This window comes from Spirosoma foliorum, assembly GCF_014117325.1.
GTDB lineage: Bacteria > Bacteroidota > Bacteroidia > Cytophagales > Spirosomataceae > Spirosoma > Spirosoma foliorum.
The window spans coordinates 7,968,282-7,990,560 of the sequence record NZ_CP059732.1; the positions used below are offsets into that span (position 1 = coordinate 7,968,282).

Sequence of the window (22,279 nt, forward strand, 5' to 3'; positions counted from 1 at the left end):
CATATATCATACATCAAAGTATGACTAACTACCTTGAAACCAATAAGCAACGATTTTTAGATGAGTTGCTGGACTTACTACGTATTCCATCGGTTTCGGCCGATTCAGCATTTAAAGGCGATGTGCGCCGGGCTGCCGAATTTGTGAAAGACAAACTAACGGCTGCTGGATTAGATAAGGCCGCTTTGTACGAAACACCAGGCCACCCAATTGTTTACGCCGAAAAAATTGTGGACGCTACCCTGCCAACGGTGTTGGTATACGGTCACTACGATGTTCAGCCTGCCGATCCGTACGAACTCTGGAATACACCGCCTTTTGAGCCGACGATTCGTAACGAACGAATTTATGCGCGAGGTGCTTGCGACGACAAGGGCCAGTTCTACATGCATATCAAAGCCATTGAAGCAATGGTGGCTACGGACGGTTTACCCTGTAATGTAAAGGTGATGATTGAGGGCGAAGAAGAAGTTGGCTCTGATCACCTTGGCACTTTTGTGAAGGAAAATCGTGAGATGCTTAAAGCCGATGTCATTTTAATTTCGGATACGAGCATTATTTCAAACGAAACCCCTTCGCTTGAAATGGGTCTTCGTGGGCTTTCGTACGTAGAAGTACAGGTTACAGGTGCAAATCGTGATTTACATTCGGGCGTGTATGGCGGTGGGGTCGCTAACCCGATCAACGTCTTGTGCGAAATGATTGCATCGCTTCATGATGAGAACGGTCGCGTGACGATTCCTGGTTTTTATGATAAAGTGATTGATCTAAGTGATACCGAGCGTGCTGAATTAGCGAAGGCTCCCTTCGATTTAGAAGAGTATAAAAAAGACCTGGGCATTAATGATGTGCTCGGTGAAACGGGCTACTCGACCAACGAACGTACTTCGATTCGGCCAACATTAGATGTCAACGGGATTTGGGGTGGGTATACAGGCGAAGGAGCCAAAACGGTACTTCCGTCAAAAGCATCGGCCAAGATCAGTATGCGATTGGTACCAAACCAAACGCCCGACGAAATTACGGAGATGTTTACATCTCATTTCAAGTCGATAGCGCCAGCGGGTGTAACTGTTACAGTTACGCCACATCATGGTGGTATGCCTTACGTAACGCCTATCGATTCAGTTGAATTTGAGGCTGCCAGCAAAGCATTTGAAGAAGCCTGGGGTAAAAAGCCCATTCCAACACGCGGTGGTGGTAGTATTCCTATTACAGCGCTGTTTGAGCAAGAGCTTGGTATTAAGTCGATTCTGATGGGTTTCGGTCTCGATAGCGATGCCCTGCATTCACCGAATGAAAGTTATGGCCTCTTTAACTTCTATAAAGGCATCGAAACCATCCCTTATTTCTATAAATACTACGCAGCTCTCAAGCAATAAGTATTGTTCACAGGTTTTTTGCCTGGAGCCGGGACACGGCTCCAGGCAAAAGCCCTATTTCAAAAAGTCGCGTAAAACTGTTTAGGCGTAAATCCTTCTTTTCTCTATGAAAAAAACGTTACCGGTTCTTTTGTTAAGTTTTTTGGCGGTGACCTGGGCTTCTGCTCAACAAACGCCAACTGCTCCACCTGCTCGTGTATTAACACCCGCTGAGCAGAAGCAGAAAGAAAAAATAGACCGAGAAATTCAACGAGAACGGCAAATTCGAGCAGAATGGTTGCAAAAGCAACGTGAATACGAAGCTAAACAAGCCGAGAAGGAGCGCCAACGACAAGCTAAAAAAGCAGGAAAAGAACTGCCTGCCAAAGAGACACCAGCCCCTCAGTCGAAACCAATTGTAGCACCACCACCTGCTCCAGCGCAAACTGTGCAACCATCAGTTAGCCAGCCAACAACACCGGTAGTTGTAGGGCCTACTGAGAAAGAAATACGAGCTAAGGAAGAACAAGCGGCTAAAGAGGCTAAAAAGGCGCAACAAAAAGCGGATAAACAGGCTGCGAAAGAAGCAAAGGAAGCTCAAAGAAAGGCCGATAAAGCGGCTAAAACGGCACCTGCTTCGCCATTTACTGATACTCCGACTGTGGCACCAGCAGTAGTGGAGCCTGCAAAGGTCGAACGTCCAAAACGAGAGAAAAAGCCTGTTGCCGTGCAAACCGATTCTGCGACGAGTAGCGTAGAACCAACGGCTGTACGGCCCAAGCGGGAGTTTCTGCCCAAAGGACATTTATTCGACCCGATTATATTGGACCCGCTGGAGGCCCAAACGTATGGAAGTATTTTACCCGGATACTGGACCGAAGGTCAGAAGTATAAGGGGAGCATAGTTCCATTCGCTTTTGGCTTTGCAAAACCCTTTTATCGCCGGACTACCGAACCTGGTCGGGCTGAAGAGTGGGTGCTGGATTTGGCCTCATTCACCCAATTCGAGGCTTATCACGATGACGTGATGGATAAGGCACGTCGGCAAATTATGAATACCGATTATAAAATCAGTATTATTTATAATATCCGCCGGGGAGAGCACAATTACCGAATTCGGGTCTATCACATATCATCGCATTTAGGCGACGATTACATCTATCGGAACAAACTGACAGCTCCCTCACCCAATTCGGTTAACTACGAACAACTGGACTTTACCTATAGCCGTACTGTAAGCGACTGGCGATTGTATGGTGGAGCTGGAATTGTGCTGCGAAAAACAGAGGAGCGTAAACTGTTTAGTGCACAGCTTGGGGCATTTTATAAAAAGCCATCTACGCATGCCGCCCGATTGGTAGGTGGTGCCGATATTAAATTCTGGCAGCAAACCGATTTCCGGCCTGGTATCCATGGTGGGATAGGTATTGAGTTAGGACGCACGCAAAACAATCTGACGTTTCTGTTGGAAGGATATTCTGGTTTCCGTCCATACAGCCAGTATGAGCAACAACAAACCTCTTGGATAGGCGTTGGCCTCTACCTGAGCCCATTTTGATATAGAATGTATTATATATGATGTATGAGAGAATTACATATCATATATAACACATCATACATACTACATTATACATCATATATATGTCTTTGTCTGCATTAACGGCTATTTCGCCCGTTGACGGTCGCTATCGGTCTCAGGTTGAGGCTTTAGCTCCTTATTTTTCGGAACTTGGTTTGATTCATTACCGGGTTCGTATTGAGATCGAATATTTTATCGCGCTCTGCGAATGGCCTATACCACAACTTGCCGACGTCGATTCTGCACAGTTTTCTGTCTTGAGGACCCTATACGAAACGTTTTCAGAAGAAGACGCACTTCGTATCAAAGAAATTGAAAAAACGACCAACCACGACGTCAAGGCGGTTGAGTATTTTATCAAAGAAAAACTGAAAGGATCGTCTGTTGAACCGTATCTGGAATTCGTTCACTTTGGCTTAACCTCGCAGGATATCAACAACACGGCTATTCCGCTGTTGCTAAGTGAAGCGCTCGACACCGAAATTGTCCCGCTTTACCGGCAGATATTTATGCGATTACAGGAGCTGGCCAATCAGTGGAAGGGCGTACCAATGCTGGCTCGCACACATGGACAGCCCGCGTCGCCAACGCGATTAGGAAAAGAGCTTTCCGTTTTTGTTGAGCGGATTGAGAAGCAATTACAAATTCTGGCCGCAATTCCGACGGCGGCTAAATTTGGTGGGGCAACGGGCAACTTCAATGCGCATGCGGTGGCTTACCCAAACGAAGACTGGAAGAAATTTGGCGATCGGTTTGTCGAAGGTCTTGGCATGGTTCGTAGCCAGTTTACGACCCAGATTGAGCATTACGACATGCTGGCGGCCACGATGGATGCCTTTAAACGGCTGAATACAATCCTGATTGACCTCGATCGTGACGTCTGGACTTATGTGTCCATGAATTACTTCAAGCAGCGCCTAAAAGAGGGTGAAGTCGGATCGTCGGCCATGCCACATAAAGTCAACCCGATTGATTTTGAGAATTCGGAAGGAAATCTGGGTATCGCTAATGCCATTTTCGAGCATTTATCGGCTAAACTCCCCGTTTCCCGGCTTCAGCGCGATCTGACTGATTCGACGGTATTACGGAGCATTGGTGTTCCGTTTGCTCACTCAGTTATTGCGCTCAAATCACTCCTGAAAGGTTTGAACAAGCTAGAGTTGAATCAGGATGCTCTCAATGCTGATCTGGAAGACAACTGGGCTGTCGTAGCCGAAGGAATTCAAACGATTCTCCGTCGCGAAGGCTACCCACAGCCATACGAAGCCCTAAAAGCCCTCACGCGAACTAATCAGAAAATTACAGCGGATACCATTCGCGAATTTATTGAGGGTTTAGATGTATCGGAAGCAGTTAAGGGCGAGCTACGCGCTATTACGCCGTTTACCTATACGGGAATATAATTGATGTAGAGTAACGTAAGGTCTATATAAATAGCCGTGCTGCTAACAAGCAGCACGGCTATTTACATTATAAACAAACTATAATCGCTTCATTCTGAAATCTATACTGGTCTGCTATGACCAGAAATCGGGCAATTGCCCCCATCTATAAGTCTATAGCCGCCAGCTACCAATACCTAATATTAACGTGAATAATGGATGAAATCTGAAATTATTGACTGATTATCAGTTATTTATAATATCGTTTTTTGTCATCTCGACGCCAGGAGGGATCTTCGGCAACTGATTATTTACCGAAGATCCCTCCTGGCGTCGGGATGACAAAAAATTAGTATAATTCTATTCGTAAATCATCCATTATTCACGTTAATATTAACGATCAAACAAAGAGCTTGCTCAGCGCCACACCCACGATTACTCAATGAACGAATAACGAATAATGTTTAAATTGACCTGTTATAAGTGGGGTAAACAAGATCAATTTTTAAGCAAAAAAATCATAGATTAATCAGCAGAATACATGACTAAAAAACGCATATTTTTTACTGGTGGATCGGGGAAAGCTGGAAAGCATGTCATTCCCTACCTGATCGACCAAGGCCACACCGTGTTGAATGTAGACCTGATGCCCTTGGATCATCCAGGAGTAAATAATATCGTCGCTGATATTACGGATTCTGGACAAATGTTTAATGCCCTAAGTTCTTATGCCAGCTTAGATGAATTAGAGCCAGGTACGGGCGTACCCAAATTTGATGCCGTCGTCCATTTTGCAGCCGTGCCCCGAATTTTACTTAAACCAGATAATGAAACGTTTCGGGTTAACACCATTGGCACCTATAATGTGATTGAAGCAGCTGTCAAACTGGGTATTCGAAAGATTATTATTGCCTCTTCAGAGACTACCTATGGGATTTGTTTTTCCGATGGTCAAACCAACCCAAAATCGTTGCCGTTGGAAGAGGATTATGACGTTGATCCCATGGATAGCTACGGCTTATCAAAGGTAGTCAATGAACAAACGGCCCGCAGCTTCCAGCGCCGTTCGGGCTTTGATGTGTACGCCCTTCGGATCGGTAATGTGATTGAACCGCACGAATACACCGAACTGTTTCCCTTTTACTTGACTCATCCTGAAGTGCGACGTCGGAATGCCTTTTGCTACATTGATGCGCGAGACTTGGGCCAGATTGTGGATTTATGTTTGCAAAAAGAGGGTCTTGGATATCAGATTTTCAATGCAGGTAATGATCACAATGGAGCTATTCTTCCTAGCCTAGAACTGTCTAAAAAGTTCTTCCCTGGTGTACCCCTTACGCGCGAATTGGGGAAGTATGAAGCTTTGTTTTCAAACCGAAAAATTCGGGAAGTGCTGGGCTTTAAGGAACAACATAACTGGCAGAAGTATGTGACCTGGGAGTAATAAAGCAACCAACATCTCAGCTAAGATTGACCAAAGGAAATGGGCGAGCTAACAGATTCGGTTTAGGTTCCAGTTGGTTACTCAATACTAGTGCTTTGGCAAAATAGATTCTTTTGTCTCTATCGATTCTATTGTGCTGATAATCAGAAACGATAGAGACAACCGCGCGGGCGGCCCCGAGAATCTATAGAATCTAAATTGGAACAGCACTAGTTCACAAAGCGTGCTAATCGGGCCCGCTTACCGGTATCCGGAAGCCTGGGTCTATTTGCCACTCGTGAATCCATCTAATCAGCGCCGACAACTGATGGTCGATCTGGATCATAACCGCTGTGATACCCTGGACGCGTTTGTGCTAGCTGGCCACCCCCGTAAATTGACCCATCTGGGAAAATTGTTTCGTCGGGTACCACTCGAGCAGCGAGCTATTCCGATCCGAGCGTTTGCCTTGCCGTTCACGCTGCTCCCACACGATCGTGCAGGGCTATTCTTACGTAGTCGACGCACGACGGGTATCCATGAATTAGCCATTACAGTGTCGACTCAACGCCAGTTTATCATTAAGCATGACCAGGAAGAACTCACCCGGCTGTTTGCGCTATCGAGTGCGTTCTTTTTTATGTTTACGGTATTGGCACTCGGGCTGATTTTCAAGCACCGGCTGCTCGTTTATTTTGGTGTTTATTTATTTCCCGTTCTGTTAGGACAGCTGAATTATACTTATTTCTTCGATGCCGTCAGCTTTCCGTCGTGGCTGGGTCTGAACAACAAACATCAATGCTAAATTGAAGTTTACCAGCAAGCAGGAGTTTTATGATTTCTTACAGAGCATTTAAACTGACGTTTTAGTGAACGTTCTTTATTGGCTATCAATTTCAAATATACCTTTCGTGATCAATGGGTTACAAGCGGAAGGGGCTAAGTAAACAATACCTTTTCTGACCTGAAACGCGAGGAAATGCTGTTTATGTCTTTGAAAAGCAGTTTGGGATTTCGCCCACATAAGGTAAAGCAAAGGCTACCTGATGGGTGTGTCATTTTGAACACAACTAAACTCAATATGGCCACATCTTCCTGAAACGTTCCGACCAATTTTGCTCTATAAACGAATAAGCAAATGAGCAAAACAATTTTCATCACCGGAGCCTCGTCGGGTTTAGGGAAGGCCACCGCTACCTTATTTCAACAAAAAGGCTGGCACGTCATAGCAACTATGCGTAAGCCTGAGCAGGCAGTTGAATTGAGTCAGCTGGATAACGTAACGATTTTACCGCTGGACGTCACTGACACTGAGCAGATTAAGAAAACCGTCAGTAAGGCCATTGCGACTGGCAATATAGATGTCGTTTTTAACAATGCCGGGTATGGCCTGTCAGGCCCGTTGGAGGCCACTTCGGAAGAACAGTTGACCCGTCAGATTAATACCAATCTGTTAGGCGTCATCCGGGTTACGCAGGCATTTATTCCCTATTTCAGGGAGAAAGGCAGCGGGCTTTTTATTACGACAACCTCAGTGGGCGGGTTGGTTGGCTTTCCGTTTTCATCGTTATACCATGCCACCAAATGGGGGCTGGAAGGATGGAGTGAAAGTATGGCTTATGAACTGAAAAGCATTAATGTTGGGATCAAAGTGATAGAACCAGGGGCTATCCAGACTGATTTTATTGGTCGATCGTACGATAAAGCCTATCATCCTGCCTACGACGAGCTGTTTAATCGCTTTTTCTCGAACGTCGATCAGGTTACCTTTGCCCCGGCCGAAACAATAGCCGAAGTTGTTTATGAAGCCGCCACCGATGGGAAAGATCAATTGCGTTATTTGATAGGAGAGGAGGCCAGGGCCCTTTATAACCAGCGCCTGCAACTCGGTGATGAAGGGTTCAGACGCTTTATGGAATCCGCTTTTTTAGGGAATTAACCTGGCTGATGTGGTTATATGAAACATCCATCGAATACCCCCCTTAAAATCAGTTCACCGGTCGAATTGCACCAATTAATGGATTTACCAGGGCCCTTACATCCCCTGGTAAGTCTGTTCGATAATACGCTGGCTATCGTGAATAAAGCTACGCTGCCCCAGTCGTTCATGTTTGATTTCTACACCATTTCGTACAAGAAAAAGCTGAAAGGGAGAACAGGCTATGGCCAGCATTACTACGACTTCGACGATGGGACAATGGTATTCACCGCGCCTGGACAATTGATTTCGACCGATGGCGATCACGACTATTTTGGCATCTCCCTGCTTTTTCATCCTGATTATATCCGGAATTACCCCCTGGGCAGGCGCATAAAACAATTTGGCTTCTTTTCGTATGAAAGTAATGAGGCTTTGCATCTTTCAGACAAGGAAAAGAATACCCTATTGACGGTTTTCAAAAATATAAACGATGAACTACAGCACAGTCTTGATGATTTTAGCCAGGACATTGTTGTTTCGCTGATTGAGACCCTACTCAATTATAGTAATCGTTTTTACGGAAGGCAGTTCATTACACGCAAAACGGTCAATCACGATCTGTTGTACCGAATAGAAAAACTGCTGGATGAATATTTCGGTAGCGAACAAGGTTTAACAACCGGCCTGCCAACTGTCGATTATTTGGCTTTTCATATTAATGTATCCCCCCGTTACCTGAGCGATATGCTCCGCGCCCTTATCGGGCAAAATGCACAGCAGTACATTCATGAAAAAATGATTGAAAAAGCAAAGGAATACCTGACTGGAACAAATATGACAGTGGGCGAAATCGCCTATCGGTTAGGATTTGACTACCCACAGTCGTTTAGTAAACTGTTTAGACGAAAGACAAATTTAACGCCCATTGCATTTAAGCATCAGTTTCATAAGAATTGACTTTTTTCAGAATAGCCTATTATAGAATTATGGGTAAATCTAAAAAAAAACGAGAGCGTATGCTACTAGTGCTCTTCCAAAATAGTTTTTTTTGATTCTACTAGATTCTTTTGATACCAGACGCCTGATTATCAGAATTTATAGAATCTTCAGAAACTATAGAATCTAAATTGGAAAAGCACTGGAATAGATTTACAAAAGGGAACAAGGTTGACAATCAGCCTCATATTGCACATTTCCGTACCGAACTTTTTTATAAGGGTACCCTTTTAGTGACTGATGGCCTTGACTTTGGTGAGCCCGATTAGGCCCGGGCCGCCGGTGCGGTTTTATAGCCTAAAGACCCATGTAGCCGTAACGAATTGTAGGCAACAATAGCCTGCTCGATAGCCGTTTCAGCCATGTTAAAAGTAGGGATCCCCCTAGATGAAACTCCTCCTTTAAAGTCCGAAAAGCCCGTTCTGCTAAAGCATTTTCGTTTGGGTCGCCTGACTTGACTCAGTCGTACTAATGGTAATCCTCGCTTGGCGCAATCGATCCACATAGACTCCCGAGCAATATTGAACACGGCACTGGCCGTCTGGCCCGATCCGACGGGGTCGCCCGTGCGGTGGTGAATAAGCGGTTCATCGGTTTGGCTACGCGTTTTTAAGGCCATCTCCAGAGCCGCTACGGGCCTTTTGGCTTCTAACGTTTTGTGAAACGACCAGCCAACAATTTTACGTGAGTAGGCATCCATAATCACCGATAAATAGGCAAAGCCAACTCCCACTCGAATATAACTTAGATCGCTTACCCAGAGCTGATTTGGCCTTTCGGGTTTGAGCTCTTTAACTTGGTTGGGATACTTCTCTAAGTCATGATCAGAATCGGTCGTTTTAATTCTTAACCGTTTCTTAATTAGTAGCAAACCATTGGCTTACTAATGTACTGTACACAGAAATCAGTAGCATACGCTTCTTTAATGGGGTATATGATGTGACACAATCCACCTTTCGGACTAGTCAAGGAAGTGCGAAAATAAATCAACTACAAAACGCTCAACGAGTTATATTTTCGGCAGACGAGCTGAATCACGCCAATACCGACGTAACATGATTACATACTCATGCCAGCCCTGCATGTCCTCTGGTTTTTGCGTATAAGCCACAGCGCCCAGTTCATAGGCTTGTTCAATTTTATCTTCTTCATCCAGGTAACTCAGCATGATGATTGGCACTCGACCTTTGAAACGCGCCCGTAATTCAGGCAATAAGCTTAACCCATCGGCTGATTCACGCAGGTCGATGTCTAAAAGAATGAGTTGAGGAGATTGATCGGATTGCCTATCCAGATACGTAACCGTTTCTTGAACGGATCGAGTATTGGTAAACCGAGCTTCGGGAAACTCCTTTTCCGAAGCTCTAACCAGAAGTTCATAAATGGGCGGTTCATCATCCACCACTAAAATAGCGAAGTACTGACTAGATTGTGCTGACTGCATACGTTGAGATAAAGAAAGTTGGTTAGTAAGTAGCCCGATTGTTTTGAATTGATTTCGGTTGAACCATCCTACGTCCCGCGTTGATTGGTCCGGCGGGTTGGAATTTTAGCTAACCTAAACCAGTATAGACGAATCTGTTCGGCTAGTTCGACTAATCCTTGATGTTGCGTCGGTTTGATCAGGAACGTATTCGCTCCTAATTCATAGGATCGGTTAATGTCCTCCTCGTTGTCGGACGTCGTTAAAATCAAGATGGGTACGTGGCGATAGTGTGGAGAGTTTTTTAGATGAGAAAGCACCTCAAAACCACCGATCCGGGGCATATTGAGATCTAATAGAACCAAGTCAGGAAGGAAGTCTGTACGATCAATATTTTCTAAGACATCCGTACCATCATTGGCAAATCGAAGATTGAAAAGGGGGGAATCCTGCTCAAACGCGGTCTTTAGTAAAAATTGATCATCCTCATCATCGTCGACGATCAAAACATTAAACGTGTTTTTCATTTAACTGAGTGAATTTCATCGGGCTACTAACGTGAGTATACTTTTTGTTCATGGTTAGTGTTTTCCTTTTAAGCTAAATAACATGAGGCCATTATTCTCTACGGATCGCGAATGTGTTGGTTAAAAACAGATAAATGCGTATAAATACGTATGTACCAGGCTATTGGATTTAGCTCAATGAAACACAGGCATTTTTATCGCCGTTTGTCTTTTGACAAAGTCGTTAACCCATTGATTCTCCTAATGGCGCAGGGAGTTCAACTTAACAGTTTTCGCTGAAACTGGTTACTTTTGATAAACACCACTGTCCTGATGTCTTTAAATCCAACCAGTGGGCCTAGATTTCCCATCCTGCTGGTGGAAGATGATCTGGCCATTATTGATATTATTCAACGCGCAACCAGAGCTTGCTTTCCAGAGGCTGATATTATTGCTATCTCCACCTTTGAAGAAGCAGTCGTTTATTTGTATAATTTGGAGGGAAAAGGACCTCGCTTGCTTCTATTGGATGTTTTTCTAGCTGGTGGTCAAACTGGATTAGATTTCCTGCAACTGCTTAAAGCTCATCCGTTAGGGAAACTGCTGCCGGCGATTGTGTTGTCGCAAAGCGCTCGGCACGTCAAAGACGCCTATCAATTGGGAGCGGCTGCCTACTTTACCAAGCCATTTTCGTTCCCGGATTGGAAACAATTTATGCTCGATCTTCGCTTGTTTTGGTACGAAACCGCTACACTCCCGCAAACGTATTTCGAAAGGCAGCAAGAACTTCTGCATGGATAGTAAAAGCGGGTAGGGGTAAGCGGTTCAGAGTAGAACCCTTCAGTGGTAGTTAAATAAAAGCAGAACTTATTAAGGTAGATCAGCCGTGTGAACCGGCTCTAAACACCTTTGATGGTCCTGATCCAGCGTACCGGCCACTGCGGTCCGTTTTTTTAGATTTACCCAATTATACTTAAATCATACCAAAAGTCAGCCTTATATAAAGCTGAACGAAAGTCTCCCGCTGAGTCAGTTCAAGAAACTGGGTCATCGGGAGACTTTCGTTGATTGAGCTACACATTTCAGTAATCCAGTGAATTCCGGGCCTGATCCCCCGTCTACTTTTGCCACTGCAAACAAGACGATATGATACTGATCACAGGGGCAACCGGACACTTAGGAAAAGCAACCGTCGACGCACTGCACAAACGAACGGACAGACGCTTTGCGGTTATGGTTCGGGATATCCGGAAAGCAGACGAGTTTATAAACATGGGTATTGACGTACGCCAGGGCGACTATACCCATTACCAGGCTATGGTAAATGGGTTTGCCGACGTAGAAAAGCTTTTACTCATATCCTCCAATCACGATACCGATCGCTTCCTGCATCATAAACAGGCAATTGACGCAGCTAAAGCAGCCGGTGTAAAGCGAATCTATTACACGGGTTTCGATATGACGGATTTGTGGCATAGTGCTGTGCCCTTTCTTTCCATACCGCATGCCCAAACCATCGATTACTTAAAGGAATCTGGGATTAGCTACACGATTCTCAATAACAACCTGTATGCTGACTTATTGCCCCTGTTTATCGGCAATGACGTACTGCCTGAAGGTATCTGCTTTCCGGCCGGAACGGGGCAGGTTCCCTTCCTTACCCGCACCGACATCGCAGAGGCAACGGCAACTATTCTGCTCAGCAATGTTCCTGAAAATCAAATCATAACGCTGGCGGGCTCGAAAGCCTATACGTTTCAGGAGATAACGGAAATATTGAGTGAGTTGACGGGAAAACCGCTTCCTTATGTGAGCCCGGACCGAAGCGCATTTTTAGCCTATCTGCTGAAAAAGGGCCAACCGGAATGGCTGGCTACCTACCTGGCGGATATGGCTGAATCAATACGTAGAAATGAATTCAATACGAATCATACGGATATAGCGCGCTATCTCCTTCGTCCGCCAACATCGATGAAGGACTATCTGCGCAGGGTGTATTTAGAAAAGTAAGAACATTCAAACGATTGGCGTAAAAACAAGTAAACATGAAAACGACAAAACTTGGTAATCAGGGGCTTCAGGTGCCTGTTATCGGCTTGGGCTGTATGAGTCTGGCCGGCAGCGATACCCAGTACATTTATGGCAAATCAGACGAAAAGGATGGGCTAGCGGTAATTGACCGGGCCCTGGAATTGGGCTGTAATTTTTTAGATACGGCGGACGCCTATGGGCCTTTACAGAATGAGCGCCTACTGGCGAAAGCGATAAAAGGTCGACGCGATAAAGTGGTTATCGCGACCAAATTCGGTTTTGAAATCAATGATCAGGGGGAGTTCACCGGAAAAGTAAATGGCAAAAAGGACTACATCAAACAAGCCGCAGAACGGTCGCTGAAAAGCCTGGGCACCGACTTCATTGATCTGTATTATATGCACCGCCCAGATCCGGCAACGCCGATTGAGGAATCGATGGAGGCAATGGCCGCCCTGGTCAAGGAAGGCAAGGTACGCTATCTTGGTTTATCGGAAGTATCGGCCGAGCTGATTCGCAGAGCCCACGCCGTTCACCCGCTTACGGCCATTGAAACGGAATATTCCTTATTTGAACGCACGCTCGATGATGATGGCACGACCTATGTACTGACAGAATTAGGCATTGGTCTCGTTCCTTATTCGCCACTGGGTCGCGGCTTTTTAACGGGCGAATTGAAAAGCCCGGATGATTTTGACGCAAACGATGCGCGCCGACATTTAGAACGATTTCAGGGCGAAAACTTTTATAAAAATCTTGAACTGGTTAAAGCACTGCGAGGGATAGCCGAACAAAAACAGGTAACGGCCTCCCAGTTAGCCTTAGCCTGGATTGTCGCCAAAGGACACGTTCCCATTCCGGGTACCAGAAAAGTTAAGTACGTGGAGGAAAATTTGGCAGCCGCTAATATTACCCTGACAGCGGAAGAAATCGCTAAATTAGAATCGATTCTCCCTTTGGGGCATCGGCAGGCTGGTTCCCGCAGCGATGCGAAGGCAACGCCTAAAGATGAAGAATAATCCAGTAACCGTGAATACAGGAATAGGGATAGTTGTATTCTTGTATTCACGGTCAACTTCGACGAAGTACTTGCCATGAAGAATAAAATTCCTTTTGTCGTAAAATCAGTAACAGAGCTTAATCAGTTACTGGGTTTACCCAAGCCCCGGCATCCGTTGATCGTTGTGTATCGGTATGACCAGATTACCCGAAGGGATGATAAATTACTGGATTATTTCTGCCCCCAATTTTACAGTATTGCCATCAAAAAGAATTTCAAGGGTAAGGTTCGCTACGGACAGAGTTTTTATGATTTCGACGAAGGGATGATGTCTTTTGTTGGGCCGGGTCAATTACTGGCTCATACCGGTGGAGACAATATTCCGGAGGAAGGGTTCTGCCTGATGTTTCACCCTGACTTTTTTGCTGGACACGTACTGGCGGCCAAAATCAGGCAGTACGGTTTTTTTTCCTACGAACTGAATGAGGCCCTGCATTTATCGGATGAAGAGCAACTTTTGGTCGAGACGATCATGGGCCAGATCGAAACCGAATACCAAAACCCCATAGATACCCTGAGCCAGGATGTCATGATCACCCATATCGAGTTGCTATTGCATTATAGCCAACGGTTTTACAATCGCCAGTTTATAACCAGAAAGCCTGCCAATCACGAGTTGCTGGCTAGAGTAGAGAAGTTATTGAACGCTTATTTTTCAGATGAGATGGCACTCCGGGAAGGCTTACCAACGGTTCAGCATATTGCCGAAGCATTGCATATTTCGCCTAATTACCTGAGCGATATGCTCCGTATCGCGACCGGAAAAAGCGCTCAGGGACACATTCAGGATAAAATCATTGAGAAAGCAAAGGAATTACTTTCCACGACCAATTTATCCATTTCCGAGGTGGCGTACCTGATAGGCTTTGAACGCCCTCAATCCTTAAATCGCCTGTTTAAAAAGAAGACAAACCTCACTCCGGTAGCATTCAAGCAGGGATTTCGCTCTAACTAAGGGAGCCGAAGCGATCGTTTATTCCGACACGCCTGCGGCAACTGACGCCCCCATTTACCTTAAAATGTATAAGCCATTCCTGAAAACCTATAAAGGCGAAACGATTAATGAGACGAGCTTTGCATGGACTATATAATACAACCTATGGCAAAGACTGTGTTCATTACTGGCGCATCGTCAGGTTTTGGAAAGGAAACCGCAAAATTATTTCAACGCAACGGATGGAATGTACTGGCGACGATGCGCGCGCCCGAAAAAGAGAACGAGCTGGCTCAACTGGATAACGTAGTGTTGGTATCAGTAGATGTAACCGACCAGCAAAGCATCGACCGGGCGGTACAAAAAGGTATCGACACCTTTAAGACCATCGATGTTTTGATAAACAACGCAGGATATGGGGTAATGGGCGTTTTTGAATCGGCCACGAACAGCCAGATTCAACAGCAGTATGCGGTCAATGTATTTGGCCTCATGCAGGTTACACGGGCTGTTTTGCCGGTGATGCGCCAACATAGACAGGGGGTTATCATCAATATTTCTTCCTTTGGCGGCATTACTGCCGGACCGTTTGCCAGCCTATACAACAGCTCGAAATTTGCCGTAGAAGGGTTTTCCGAGGCCTTGTCGCACGAGCTTGCTTTCCTCAATATTGCCGTCAAACTCATCGAGCCGGGGAGCGTAGCAACCAATTTCAGAAACGGCATGGAGATGATTCAGAATGAGATTACCGACTATCAGGCCGAACTGGCTACGTTCATTCCCCGCTATACCAAACGAACCGAACATTTGCCCAAAGCAAGTGCGCAGGAGGTAGCCGAAACGATATACGAAGCCGCCACAGACGGCAAACTGAAGCTGCGGTATGTGGTCGGTGAGGATGCCCGGTTTTATATTGATTTAAAGGCAAAGAGCAGCGAAGAACAGTACCTGAAAACGATGCGCGGCTAGTGTCAATACGTATACTCTCTCAGCTATGGAGCGAACGATCATCGATATACGATCCATCAACGAACTACACCAGTTCTATGGTTATGAAAAGCCAAAGCACCCGCTGGTGAGCATTATCGACCTGTCTAAAACGAAAAAACAAGTGGCGTCGGGGGCCAGTCTATACCGGCTGCATTTTTATTGTGTTTATTTCAAGACACTCAAAGGGGCTTTACCCTATGGCCGATCGTATTACGATTTTGATGAAGCTACGTTGCTGTTTACCGCTCCCTATCAGGTAGTGGCACCCAGTGCCGATCCCACACCGGAAAAAGGGTGGGGTTTGTTTTTTCATCCCGATGTATTAGCCCGCACCGGGTTGGGCAAAAAAATAAACGAGTATTCGTTTTTCAACTATGCATCGACGGAAGCATTGCATCTCTCAGATGCTGAAAAAGAAGTGCTGGAAGCCTGTCTCCGACATATTGAGCTGGAATATACGCGGCCAATCGACAAGCATACCCAAACACTTATCGTGACCAATATTGAACTGTTACTGAATTATTGCGACCGATTTTATGACAGACAATTTTTGACGAGGGCCAACGTCAACCAGGACATTATTCAACAATTTGAGGATTTACTCAACAACTACTTTACTCATGAGTCATTAACCGAAATCGGATTGCCGGACGTAACCTATTTTTCTGCTCATCTGAACCTATCGCCCTACTATTTGTCGGATGTTCTGAATAAATATACCGGAAAGACTACGCAGGAACATATCCATTTAAAACTGGTTGAGAGGGCAAAACTGCTCCTTTGGAGCACCGATAAGTCAATCAGTAGTATAGCCTATGATCTTGGCTTTAACTATCCCTCTCATTTTACCAAACTCTTTAAAAGTAAAACAGGAAAATCGCCTAAAGACTTTCGCAATCTGAATTAAAAGTCCTTTTGGAAATAGATAGTCTCAAATCATGGCCGTCAGCGAAACAATAGAAGAATTTTACGAACAAAGGGCCCTTAAAACGCTTGACGTAGCGGGTGAGAATACCGGTCAATTCCATGTCTTTAAAAAAGATAACATGGCGCAGGATAAGCAGCCTCCTCGATTTGCCCGACGAAATTTTTACAAGATCACCCTGATACGGGGCCACCATCTTTTCCATTATGCGGATAAAACCCTGGAAGTCTCCGGCGATACGCTGATTTTTTCCAACCCTGCTATTCCCTATACTTTTGAACCCATCAGTGAGGAATCTGGCGGCTATTTCTGCATTTTCAGGGAAAGTTTTTTGAGTCAGTTTCTACGAGCCAGTCTGCGGGAACTCCCGATGTATCAGATTGGAGGAAGTCCAGCCTATAGTCTGGATAAGACAATGAGCAGTGAGATAGGCATAATCTTCGAAAAAATGGTTCGGGAACATGCATCTGATTTCCGGTTCCGATATGACCTGATCCGGAATTACACGCTGGAAATCATCTACACAGCCCTGAAGCTACAGCCTTCCGATAAATTATACCCTCATAGTAACGCCAATACCCGGCTAACAGCCGTATTTATGGAGTTGCTGGAGCGTCAATTTCCTGTGGAAAGCCTGGCACAGCCATTTTCGATGAAAAGCGCAAAAGATTTTGCCAATCGATTGGCGATACACGTTAATCATCTGAACAGAGCTGTAAAAATGACAACGGGAAGAACCACATCCGAACTAATTTACGACCGTATTATCGTCGAGGCAAAAGCCTTATTGAAACATACAGACTGGAACGTATCGGAAATCGGATTTAGCCTGGGTTTCGACGAGCCATCCCATTTCAACCATTTCTTTAAAAGGCATACCAATCATACACCTCTGGAGTACCGGAATTAACCCCAATAGGGCACTCATCGAGAAACATGAAAGCTGCACTGTCAATCGTTCAAAAAAGCAAATTTTCTGGCATTTATTTTTCCGGCACGTTACCGGCAACTCCTGTTACTGCCATGAGCCCACAGTTTTCGGTCATTAAAACAGATGAGCATTTCCGAAGCTGCAAAAATGCGGTATCGCCCCATATCCTTGATTTCTATATGCTTTGCCTGATTCGAAAGGGAGAAGGCATCTATCATTTTGACCAAAACGGTTATTACCTGAAAGCGAACACGCTTTGCTTAATAAAACCCTATACGTTAGTGTCCTGGCACGCCCAAACTCCATTCCAGGAGGGCTTTTGTTGCACATTTTCGGAGGGCTTTTTCAATGAAGGACTGGAAAATAAACACTGGCTCAAACGATTAGCCATACCTGGGCATGCCATCATACCATTAACTGAAGCCGAAACAAGCTATTTTACGTTACTGCTGGACGATATGGAACATGAGTACGGTTGTCGAAGCAACCCAGATGCGGAGTTAATCAGAAGCCAGTTGCATGTGCTCATAAGAAAGGCAGCCTCCCTGTTTGCTGGTCGAGACAATCAGATTACGCCTAAAAATGGTGCAGCAATAGAAATAGTCAAATCCTTTTTACAGTACTGTAAGGATGATTTTGCGAATCTCATGAGTGGGAAAATAGCTACCCTACCCTCGCTCAAGCAACAGGCAGAGCGGTTATATATAACGCCGAACCATCTAAATGATACCGTAAGGGCTATACTGGGGAAGTCTGTCGGACAATATATTCAGGAGGAATTAGCGGGGGTAGCTACCGGCCTGCTGGTTCAGACCAAGTTAACCATAGCACAAATAGCCGATCAGTTAGGCTTTAGTGATGCATCTTACTTTGCCAGGTTTTATAAGAAGCAAGCGGGTATTTCACCGTCGGCCTTTCGTAAACAGAATCCGTAGATTGTGCTTGCCTATCCGTATATAGTGTCTGTCTTCTCTTTTTAGTTGGCTCTAGCTTTGTTCTAAACAAACAAGTTATGTCCAGACAAGAGCAAACAATTTTGATAAAAGGCGCACACATCCTTTCCATGGACACCCGGATTGACAATCTGCCTATTGGCGATGTACTGATTCGCGGTAGTAAGATTGCTGAAGTAGCCCCACAGATCATTCATGAAAATGCCGAATTAATAGATGCTACGGGCATGATTCTGCTGCCAGGTTTTACCGATGCGCATCGTCACTCCTGGCAGGGAACCCTGCGTAGGTTGATGCCGGATGTCAGCGATTTAATGACTTACGTAAATGATATTCATTTGGGGCTGGCAACCCGTTACAGGCCTGAAGATATCTACATTGCCAACCTGCTTACGGCCTGGAGTGCCCTGGATTCCGGCATAACGACAATCATCGATGCGTCGCATAACACCCGTAGCTATGCCCATGCCAGTGCCGCCGTGGATGCACTGGAAGAGTCAGGAATAAGGGCTTTATATGCGCCTGCTTTTCCGTTGGGTGGCGAATGGGAGCAATCGTTCTGGACAGCGGGACTGGAACGTTTACAAACGGAGCGTTTCTCATCGGAAGGCCTTCTACGCCTGGGTATCTTTACACATATGAGTACGGATCATTGGGAGGTAGCCCGTCGATTAGGTATTCCGATCATTACTGAATTTTTGGGCAAAACGCTATCCGGAAGTTTAAAAGAACTCCAGAAAAAAGAAGCACTGGGGCCGGACAATGTATTTAACCATTGTACCGGGCTGACAACCGAAGCCTGGGAAATCATACGCGATTGCGGTGTCAGGGTTACCGTTGATCCACGTTCGGATGCCCAATACGGTCTGGAAGAAGGGGTATTCGCCTATCAGCATGCCATCGACCAGGGCATAAAGCCAGGTCTAGGAACGGATCTTGAAACCGCTTATGGAGGTGATATGTTCACGGAAATGCGTGTAGCATTCTCACTCCAGCGGGCATTTGCACAAAACAGAAAATACAATGGAGATACTAATTCTCCGAGGCCAGCAACCACCTATGAAATCCTTGAAGCGGCCACATTAAACGGCTCAGAAATAGCTGGTTTCGGAAACGAATCCGGCAGCATTACGCCCGGCAAATCAGCCGACCTCATCCTGATCGATACGAATGCGATTAATCTGTTTCCTGCCAATGATGCGGTGGGAACAGTGGTTCATGCGGCCGACCGCAGTAATGTGGATACGGTCATGGTAGCCGGAAAGTTAGTAAAAGCCAACGGCAAACTAGCGGGTGTAGACTTGCATAAACTGAAGCAACTCGCTGAAGACTCGATTGCTTATTTGCTAAAAAAAGAGGGCTCCAACAGGTAGCCTTATATAATGCCACCCGGCTGTCACTTTTATCTACGTCATTTATGATAGAGCATGACAGACTTAGCTACTACCGAATTCAACATAACCTGCATGCAGATGCCAGCTTATAAAGCCACATAGCTGATCGTATCTTCGATGGCTGTTTGCAACAAATTCTTATTGGTTTCGCCCCAGGCTCCCAAATCAGTAATCAGGGGCAGCAAACTTTTGCCCAGATCAGTTAAAAAGTACTCTACTTTTGGTGGCTTTTGTTCATAATCTACTTTCATTATCAACTGATGCTGGATGAGTTGATTCAATTGAATATTTATTACCCGTCGGCTGATTCCGGGCAAAACACGTTGCATATCACTTGGCCGATTAATGCCTTCATGTAAGCAATACATCAACATGAATTTCCATTTCCCATTAATGATATGCCGCACTAATTCAAAACCACATCCCAGATCCAAAGGGATTTTTCTCCTTAAATTGCCATAACCAAAAGTATCGCAATTTAAGGAGATTACGACCGCTTGCCTATAGGGAAAAATTATTCTCTATGAATAACTTTTCGGGGATTGTACCCGCTAAACGGCCCGTTTAGATTTACGCTAAAATCAATTAGAATGATATGGAATTAAAGGATAAAGTGGCTCTGGTAACAGGTGCTTCGAAAGGTATTGGAGCCGGTATTGCATTAGAACTTGCAAAAGCGGGTGCTAAGCTCGTCATCAACTATTCATCAAATCGGGACGATGCCCAAACTATTGCGAATCGAATTCAGAACGAGACCGCTACGGAAGCGATAATCGTTCAGGCAGACGTTTCACAGAAACAACAGGTAAAAACAATGTTTCAAACTGCTATTGATCGGTTTGGAAGAATAGATATTCTAGTTAATAATGCTGGCATATATACCTATCCGTTAATCAGTGATGTAACGGAAGAAGCATACCGGAGTCTGTTCGACGTTAATGTTCTTGGTTCACTGCTTACCATTCAGGAAGCGGTGCAGTATATGTGTGAATCCGGAGGAAGTATTATCAATATTAGCTCACTCGCTACCCGCAAAACAGTCCATGGCGCATCCCTTTATGCAGCTACCAAAGCGGCACTAAACGAAATCACCAAAGTTACGGCCCAGGAGCTTGGTAGCATGAAGATTCGTGTGAATGCTATTTTGCCGGGTTATGTGGACACCGAGGGCGCACGGAGCATGGGTGAAAATGCTGCCGAATGGGCAAAACAACTTGTGGCTGCAACGCCATTAGGGCGTGGTGGACTTCCCTCCGATATTGGCAGGGTAGCGGTTTTCCTGGCGTCCGACACTAGTTACTGGATCACAGGTGAACTGATAGCGGCTTCAGGAGGTCTTCTGTAAAGCCGATAAATCCGAGCCGAATTAGCAATCAAACAGATGGCGTCCTCCATTAAAAATGTACGCCATCTGTTTGAATTATACAATCATCGGTTTCTAATCATCAAGGCCCCCCTGGCTTCCTGCCAATACTTTTGTTGCAAAAAAATACCTGTCAGTATGAAATTAAAGGACAAAGTAGCCCTTGTTACAGGGGCCTCAAGTGGCATAGGGGAAGCCGTGGTGAAAGCACTGGCGGGCAAAGGCGTTAACGTAGGAATCGCTGCCAGAAGGATAGACCGCCTTCAGAATCTAGTACAGGAAATTGAGCAAAACGGGGGTACAGGAGTGATCCTGGAAATGGATGTTACTGATAAGAACTCGGCACAGAAAGGAGTTGAAAAATTGATAGCTTCCTTTGGAAGGATCGACATCTTGATAAACAATGCTGGATTGATGCAGGTCGCAGACATTGACAGTCTAAAAACAGATGAGTGGGATAGGATGATCGATGTAAATATAAAAGGGGTTCTAAATACGACTGCCGCTGCGCTTCCCTTTTTAATGCAGCAGAAATCAGGTCATATTATCAACGTCTCTTCTATTGCTGGCAGAAAGCTCTTTCCGGGACTAGCGGTTTATTGCGCTACCAAGCATGCGGTATCGGCGTTCTCGGATGTACTCAGAATGGAAATTTCCGCCAAATACAACATCAGGGTAACAAGCATACAACCCGGCGCAGTGGCTACTGAATTACAACAACACACTACGGACGAAAAATATCAGGCGAGTATGCAGGAAAGCAGGAATCAAATGACATTTCTTACGCCTGATAACATAGCCAACAGCATGGTCTATGCATTGGAGGCCCCTGACCATGTCGATGTAGCCGAACTATTTATTTTACCGACAGATCAGGCTTGGTAATAGTACAACGCACAAACGTGAAACGGCCAACCCTTCTTTTTCAACGGACTTCTTTAACCAAATATGGGCTTTACATACCCTGCGAGGGAACAGCCTTCTCAAAAAGTACACTCCTCATACGGGCATGTGGTCAGCGTAATACCAACTGTTCAAGGATCAAGTTTAGTTGGACAAAACTTTTGGATAAGCTATTCGGAGATATGGATAAGCGCAGGAATGGTA

The 22,279-nt window shown here is 45.3% G+C and carries 22 protein-coding genes; 18 read left to right on the top strand and 4 right to left on the bottom strand.

The annotated features are described in order from the left end of the window. Nucleotides 1–20: 20 nt before the first annotated feature. The 7 genes from H3H32_RS33645 (at nucleotide 21) to H3H32_RS33675 (ending at nucleotide 8,623) form a co-directional block, all read left to right on the top strand. Nucleotides 21–1,382, top strand: coding sequence for a dipeptidase (locus tag H3H32_RS33645; protein WP_182460080.1), 1,362 nt, complete (start codon nucleotides 21–23; stop codon nucleotides 1,380–1,382). A gap of 106 nt (nucleotides 1,383–1,488) precedes the next feature. Continuing rightward, nucleotides 1,489–2,919, top strand: coding sequence for a DUF1207 domain-containing protein (locus tag H3H32_RS33650; protein ID WP_182460081.1), 1,431 nt, complete (start codon nucleotides 1,489–1,491; stop codon nucleotides 2,917–2,919). Between the two features lie 83 nt (nucleotides 2,920–3,002). Beyond that, on the top strand, nucleotides 3,003–4,343 hold the full coding sequence (purB, locus tag H3H32_RS33655) for an adenylosuccinate lyase (protein WP_182460082.1): 1,341 nt from the start codon (nucleotides 3,003–3,005) through the stop codon (nucleotides 4,341–4,343). 520 nt (nucleotides 4,344–4,863) lie between these two features. After that, a complete protein-coding gene (locus tag H3H32_RS33660) occupies nucleotides 4,864–5,766 on the top strand; it encodes an NAD-dependent epimerase/dehydratase family protein (protein WP_182460083.1) in 903 nt (300 codons plus the stop codon). Between the two features lie 223 nt (nucleotides 5,767–5,989). After that, complete coding sequence (locus H3H32_RS33665; protein WP_182460084.1) at nucleotides 5,990–6,550, top strand: 7TM-DISM domain-containing protein; 561 nt, start codon at nucleotides 5,990–5,992, stop codon at nucleotides 6,548–6,550. Between the two features lie 333 nt (nucleotides 6,551–6,883). Further along, nucleotides 6,884–7,684 (top strand): SDR family oxidoreductase, encoded by an 801-nt coding sequence (locus H3H32_RS33670; protein ID WP_182460085.1) that lies wholly within the window; start codon nucleotides 6,884–6,886, stop codon nucleotides 7,682–7,684. 18 nt (nucleotides 7,685–7,702) lie between these two features. After that, nucleotides 7,703–8,623: a helix-turn-helix domain-containing protein gene (locus H3H32_RS33675; RefSeq protein ID WP_182460086.1), complete on the top strand. Its 921-nt coding sequence runs from the start codon at nucleotides 7,703–7,705 to the stop codon at nucleotides 8,621–8,623. 304 nt (nucleotides 8,624–8,927) lie between these two features. Here the strand turns inward: H3H32_RS33675 and H3H32_RS33680 are convergent, their stop codons facing one another. The 3 genes from H3H32_RS33680 to H3H32_RS33690 all read right to left on the bottom strand — a co-directional run bounded on the left by H3H32_RS33680 (nucleotide 8,928) and on the right by H3H32_RS33690 (nucleotide 10,612). Further along, complete coding sequence (locus H3H32_RS33680) at nucleotides 8,928–9,533, bottom strand: DDE-type integrase/transposase/recombinase (RefSeq protein ID WP_182460087.1); 606 nt, start codon at nucleotides 9,531–9,533, stop codon at nucleotides 8,928–8,930. 138 nt (nucleotides 9,534–9,671) lie between these two features. Next, the gene (locus tag H3H32_RS33685; protein WP_182460088.1) at nucleotides 9,672–10,106 is read right to left on the bottom strand and encodes a response regulator; all 435 of its coding nucleotides are present in this window, start codon (nucleotides 10,104–10,106) and stop codon (nucleotides 9,672–9,674) included. A 68-nt stretch (nucleotides 10,107–10,174) separates the two neighbouring features. After that, nucleotides 10,175–10,612: a response regulator gene (locus H3H32_RS33690; protein ID WP_182460089.1), complete on the bottom strand. Its 438-nt coding sequence runs from the start codon at nucleotides 10,610–10,612 to the stop codon at nucleotides 10,175–10,177. Between the two features lie 312 nt (nucleotides 10,613–10,924). Between H3H32_RS33690 and H3H32_RS33695 the strand changes: the two genes are divergently transcribed. From H3H32_RS33695 to H3H32_RS33735, 9 genes are all read left to right on the top strand, one after another. Next, nucleotides 10,925–11,392 carry a response regulator gene (locus H3H32_RS33695; protein WP_182460090.1) on the top strand — a complete coding sequence of 156 codons (468 nt, stop codon included), beginning with the start codon at nucleotides 10,925–10,927 and terminating at the stop codon, nucleotides 11,390–11,392. A 345-nt stretch (nucleotides 11,393–11,737) separates the two neighbouring features. Further along, on the top strand, nucleotides 11,738–12,601 hold the full coding sequence (locus H3H32_RS33700) for an SDR family oxidoreductase (RefSeq protein ID WP_182460091.1): 864 nt from the start codon (nucleotides 11,738–11,740) through the stop codon (nucleotides 12,599–12,601). Nucleotides 12,602–12,636: 35 nt separating this feature from the next. Next, entirely contained in the window at nucleotides 12,637–13,641 is a 1,005-nt protein-coding gene (locus H3H32_RS33705; protein WP_182460092.1) for an aldo/keto reductase, read from the top strand. A 75-nt stretch (nucleotides 13,642–13,716) separates the two neighbouring features. Continuing rightward, the gene (locus tag H3H32_RS33710; protein WP_182460093.1) at nucleotides 13,717–14,637 is read left to right on the top strand and encodes a helix-turn-helix domain-containing protein; all 921 of its coding nucleotides are present in this window, start codon (nucleotides 13,717–13,719) and stop codon (nucleotides 14,635–14,637) included. Between the two features lie 144 nt (nucleotides 14,638–14,781). Next, nucleotides 14,782–15,585: an SDR family oxidoreductase gene (locus H3H32_RS33715; protein WP_182460094.1), complete on the top strand. Its 804-nt coding sequence runs from the start codon at nucleotides 14,782–14,784 to the stop codon at nucleotides 15,583–15,585. 25 nt (nucleotides 15,586–15,610) lie between these two features. Continuing rightward, nucleotides 15,611–16,513: a helix-turn-helix domain-containing protein gene (locus H3H32_RS33720; RefSeq protein ID WP_182460095.1), complete on the top strand. Its 903-nt coding sequence runs from the start codon at nucleotides 15,611–15,613 to the stop codon at nucleotides 16,511–16,513. A 31-nt stretch (nucleotides 16,514–16,544) separates the two neighbouring features. Then, a complete protein-coding gene (locus tag H3H32_RS33725) occupies nucleotides 16,545–17,441 on the top strand; it encodes a helix-turn-helix domain-containing protein (protein WP_182460096.1) in 897 nt (298 codons plus the stop codon). Nucleotides 17,442–17,467: 26 nt separating this feature from the next. Further along, the gene (locus tag H3H32_RS33730) at nucleotides 17,468–18,397 is read left to right on the top strand and encodes an AraC family transcriptional regulator (RefSeq protein WP_182460097.1); all 930 of its coding nucleotides are present in this window, start codon (nucleotides 17,468–17,470) and stop codon (nucleotides 18,395–18,397) included. Nucleotides 18,398–18,474: 77 nt separating this feature from the next. Further along, nucleotides 18,475–19,788: an amidohydrolase family protein gene (locus H3H32_RS33735; protein WP_182460098.1), complete on the top strand. Its 1,314-nt coding sequence runs from the start codon at nucleotides 18,475–18,477 to the stop codon at nucleotides 19,786–19,788. A gap of 107 nt (nucleotides 19,789–19,895) precedes the next feature. On the opposite strand, the gene H3H32_RS33740 is transcribed toward H3H32_RS33735, so the two are convergent. Continuing rightward, nucleotides 19,896–20,216, bottom strand: a complete 321-nt coding sequence (locus H3H32_RS33740; RefSeq protein ID WP_374191862.1) for a winged helix-turn-helix transcriptional regulator — start codon at nucleotides 20,214–20,216, stop codon at nucleotides 19,896–19,898. Nucleotides 20,217–20,404: 188 nt separating this feature from the next. Between H3H32_RS33740 and H3H32_RS33745 the strand changes: the two genes are divergently transcribed. Together H3H32_RS33745 and H3H32_RS33750 are read left to right on the top strand one after the other, a co-directional pair. Then, entirely contained in the window at nucleotides 20,405–21,154 is a 750-nt protein-coding gene (locus H3H32_RS33745; RefSeq protein ID WP_182460099.1) for an SDR family NAD(P)-dependent oxidoreductase, read from the top strand. Nucleotides 21,155–21,310: 156 nt separating this feature from the next. Further along, nucleotides 21,311–22,057, top strand: a complete 747-nt coding sequence (locus tag H3H32_RS33750; RefSeq protein WP_182460100.1) for an SDR family oxidoreductase — start codon at nucleotides 21,311–21,313, stop codon at nucleotides 22,055–22,057. The last annotated feature ends 222 nt before the right edge of the window (nucleotides 22,058–22,279 follow it).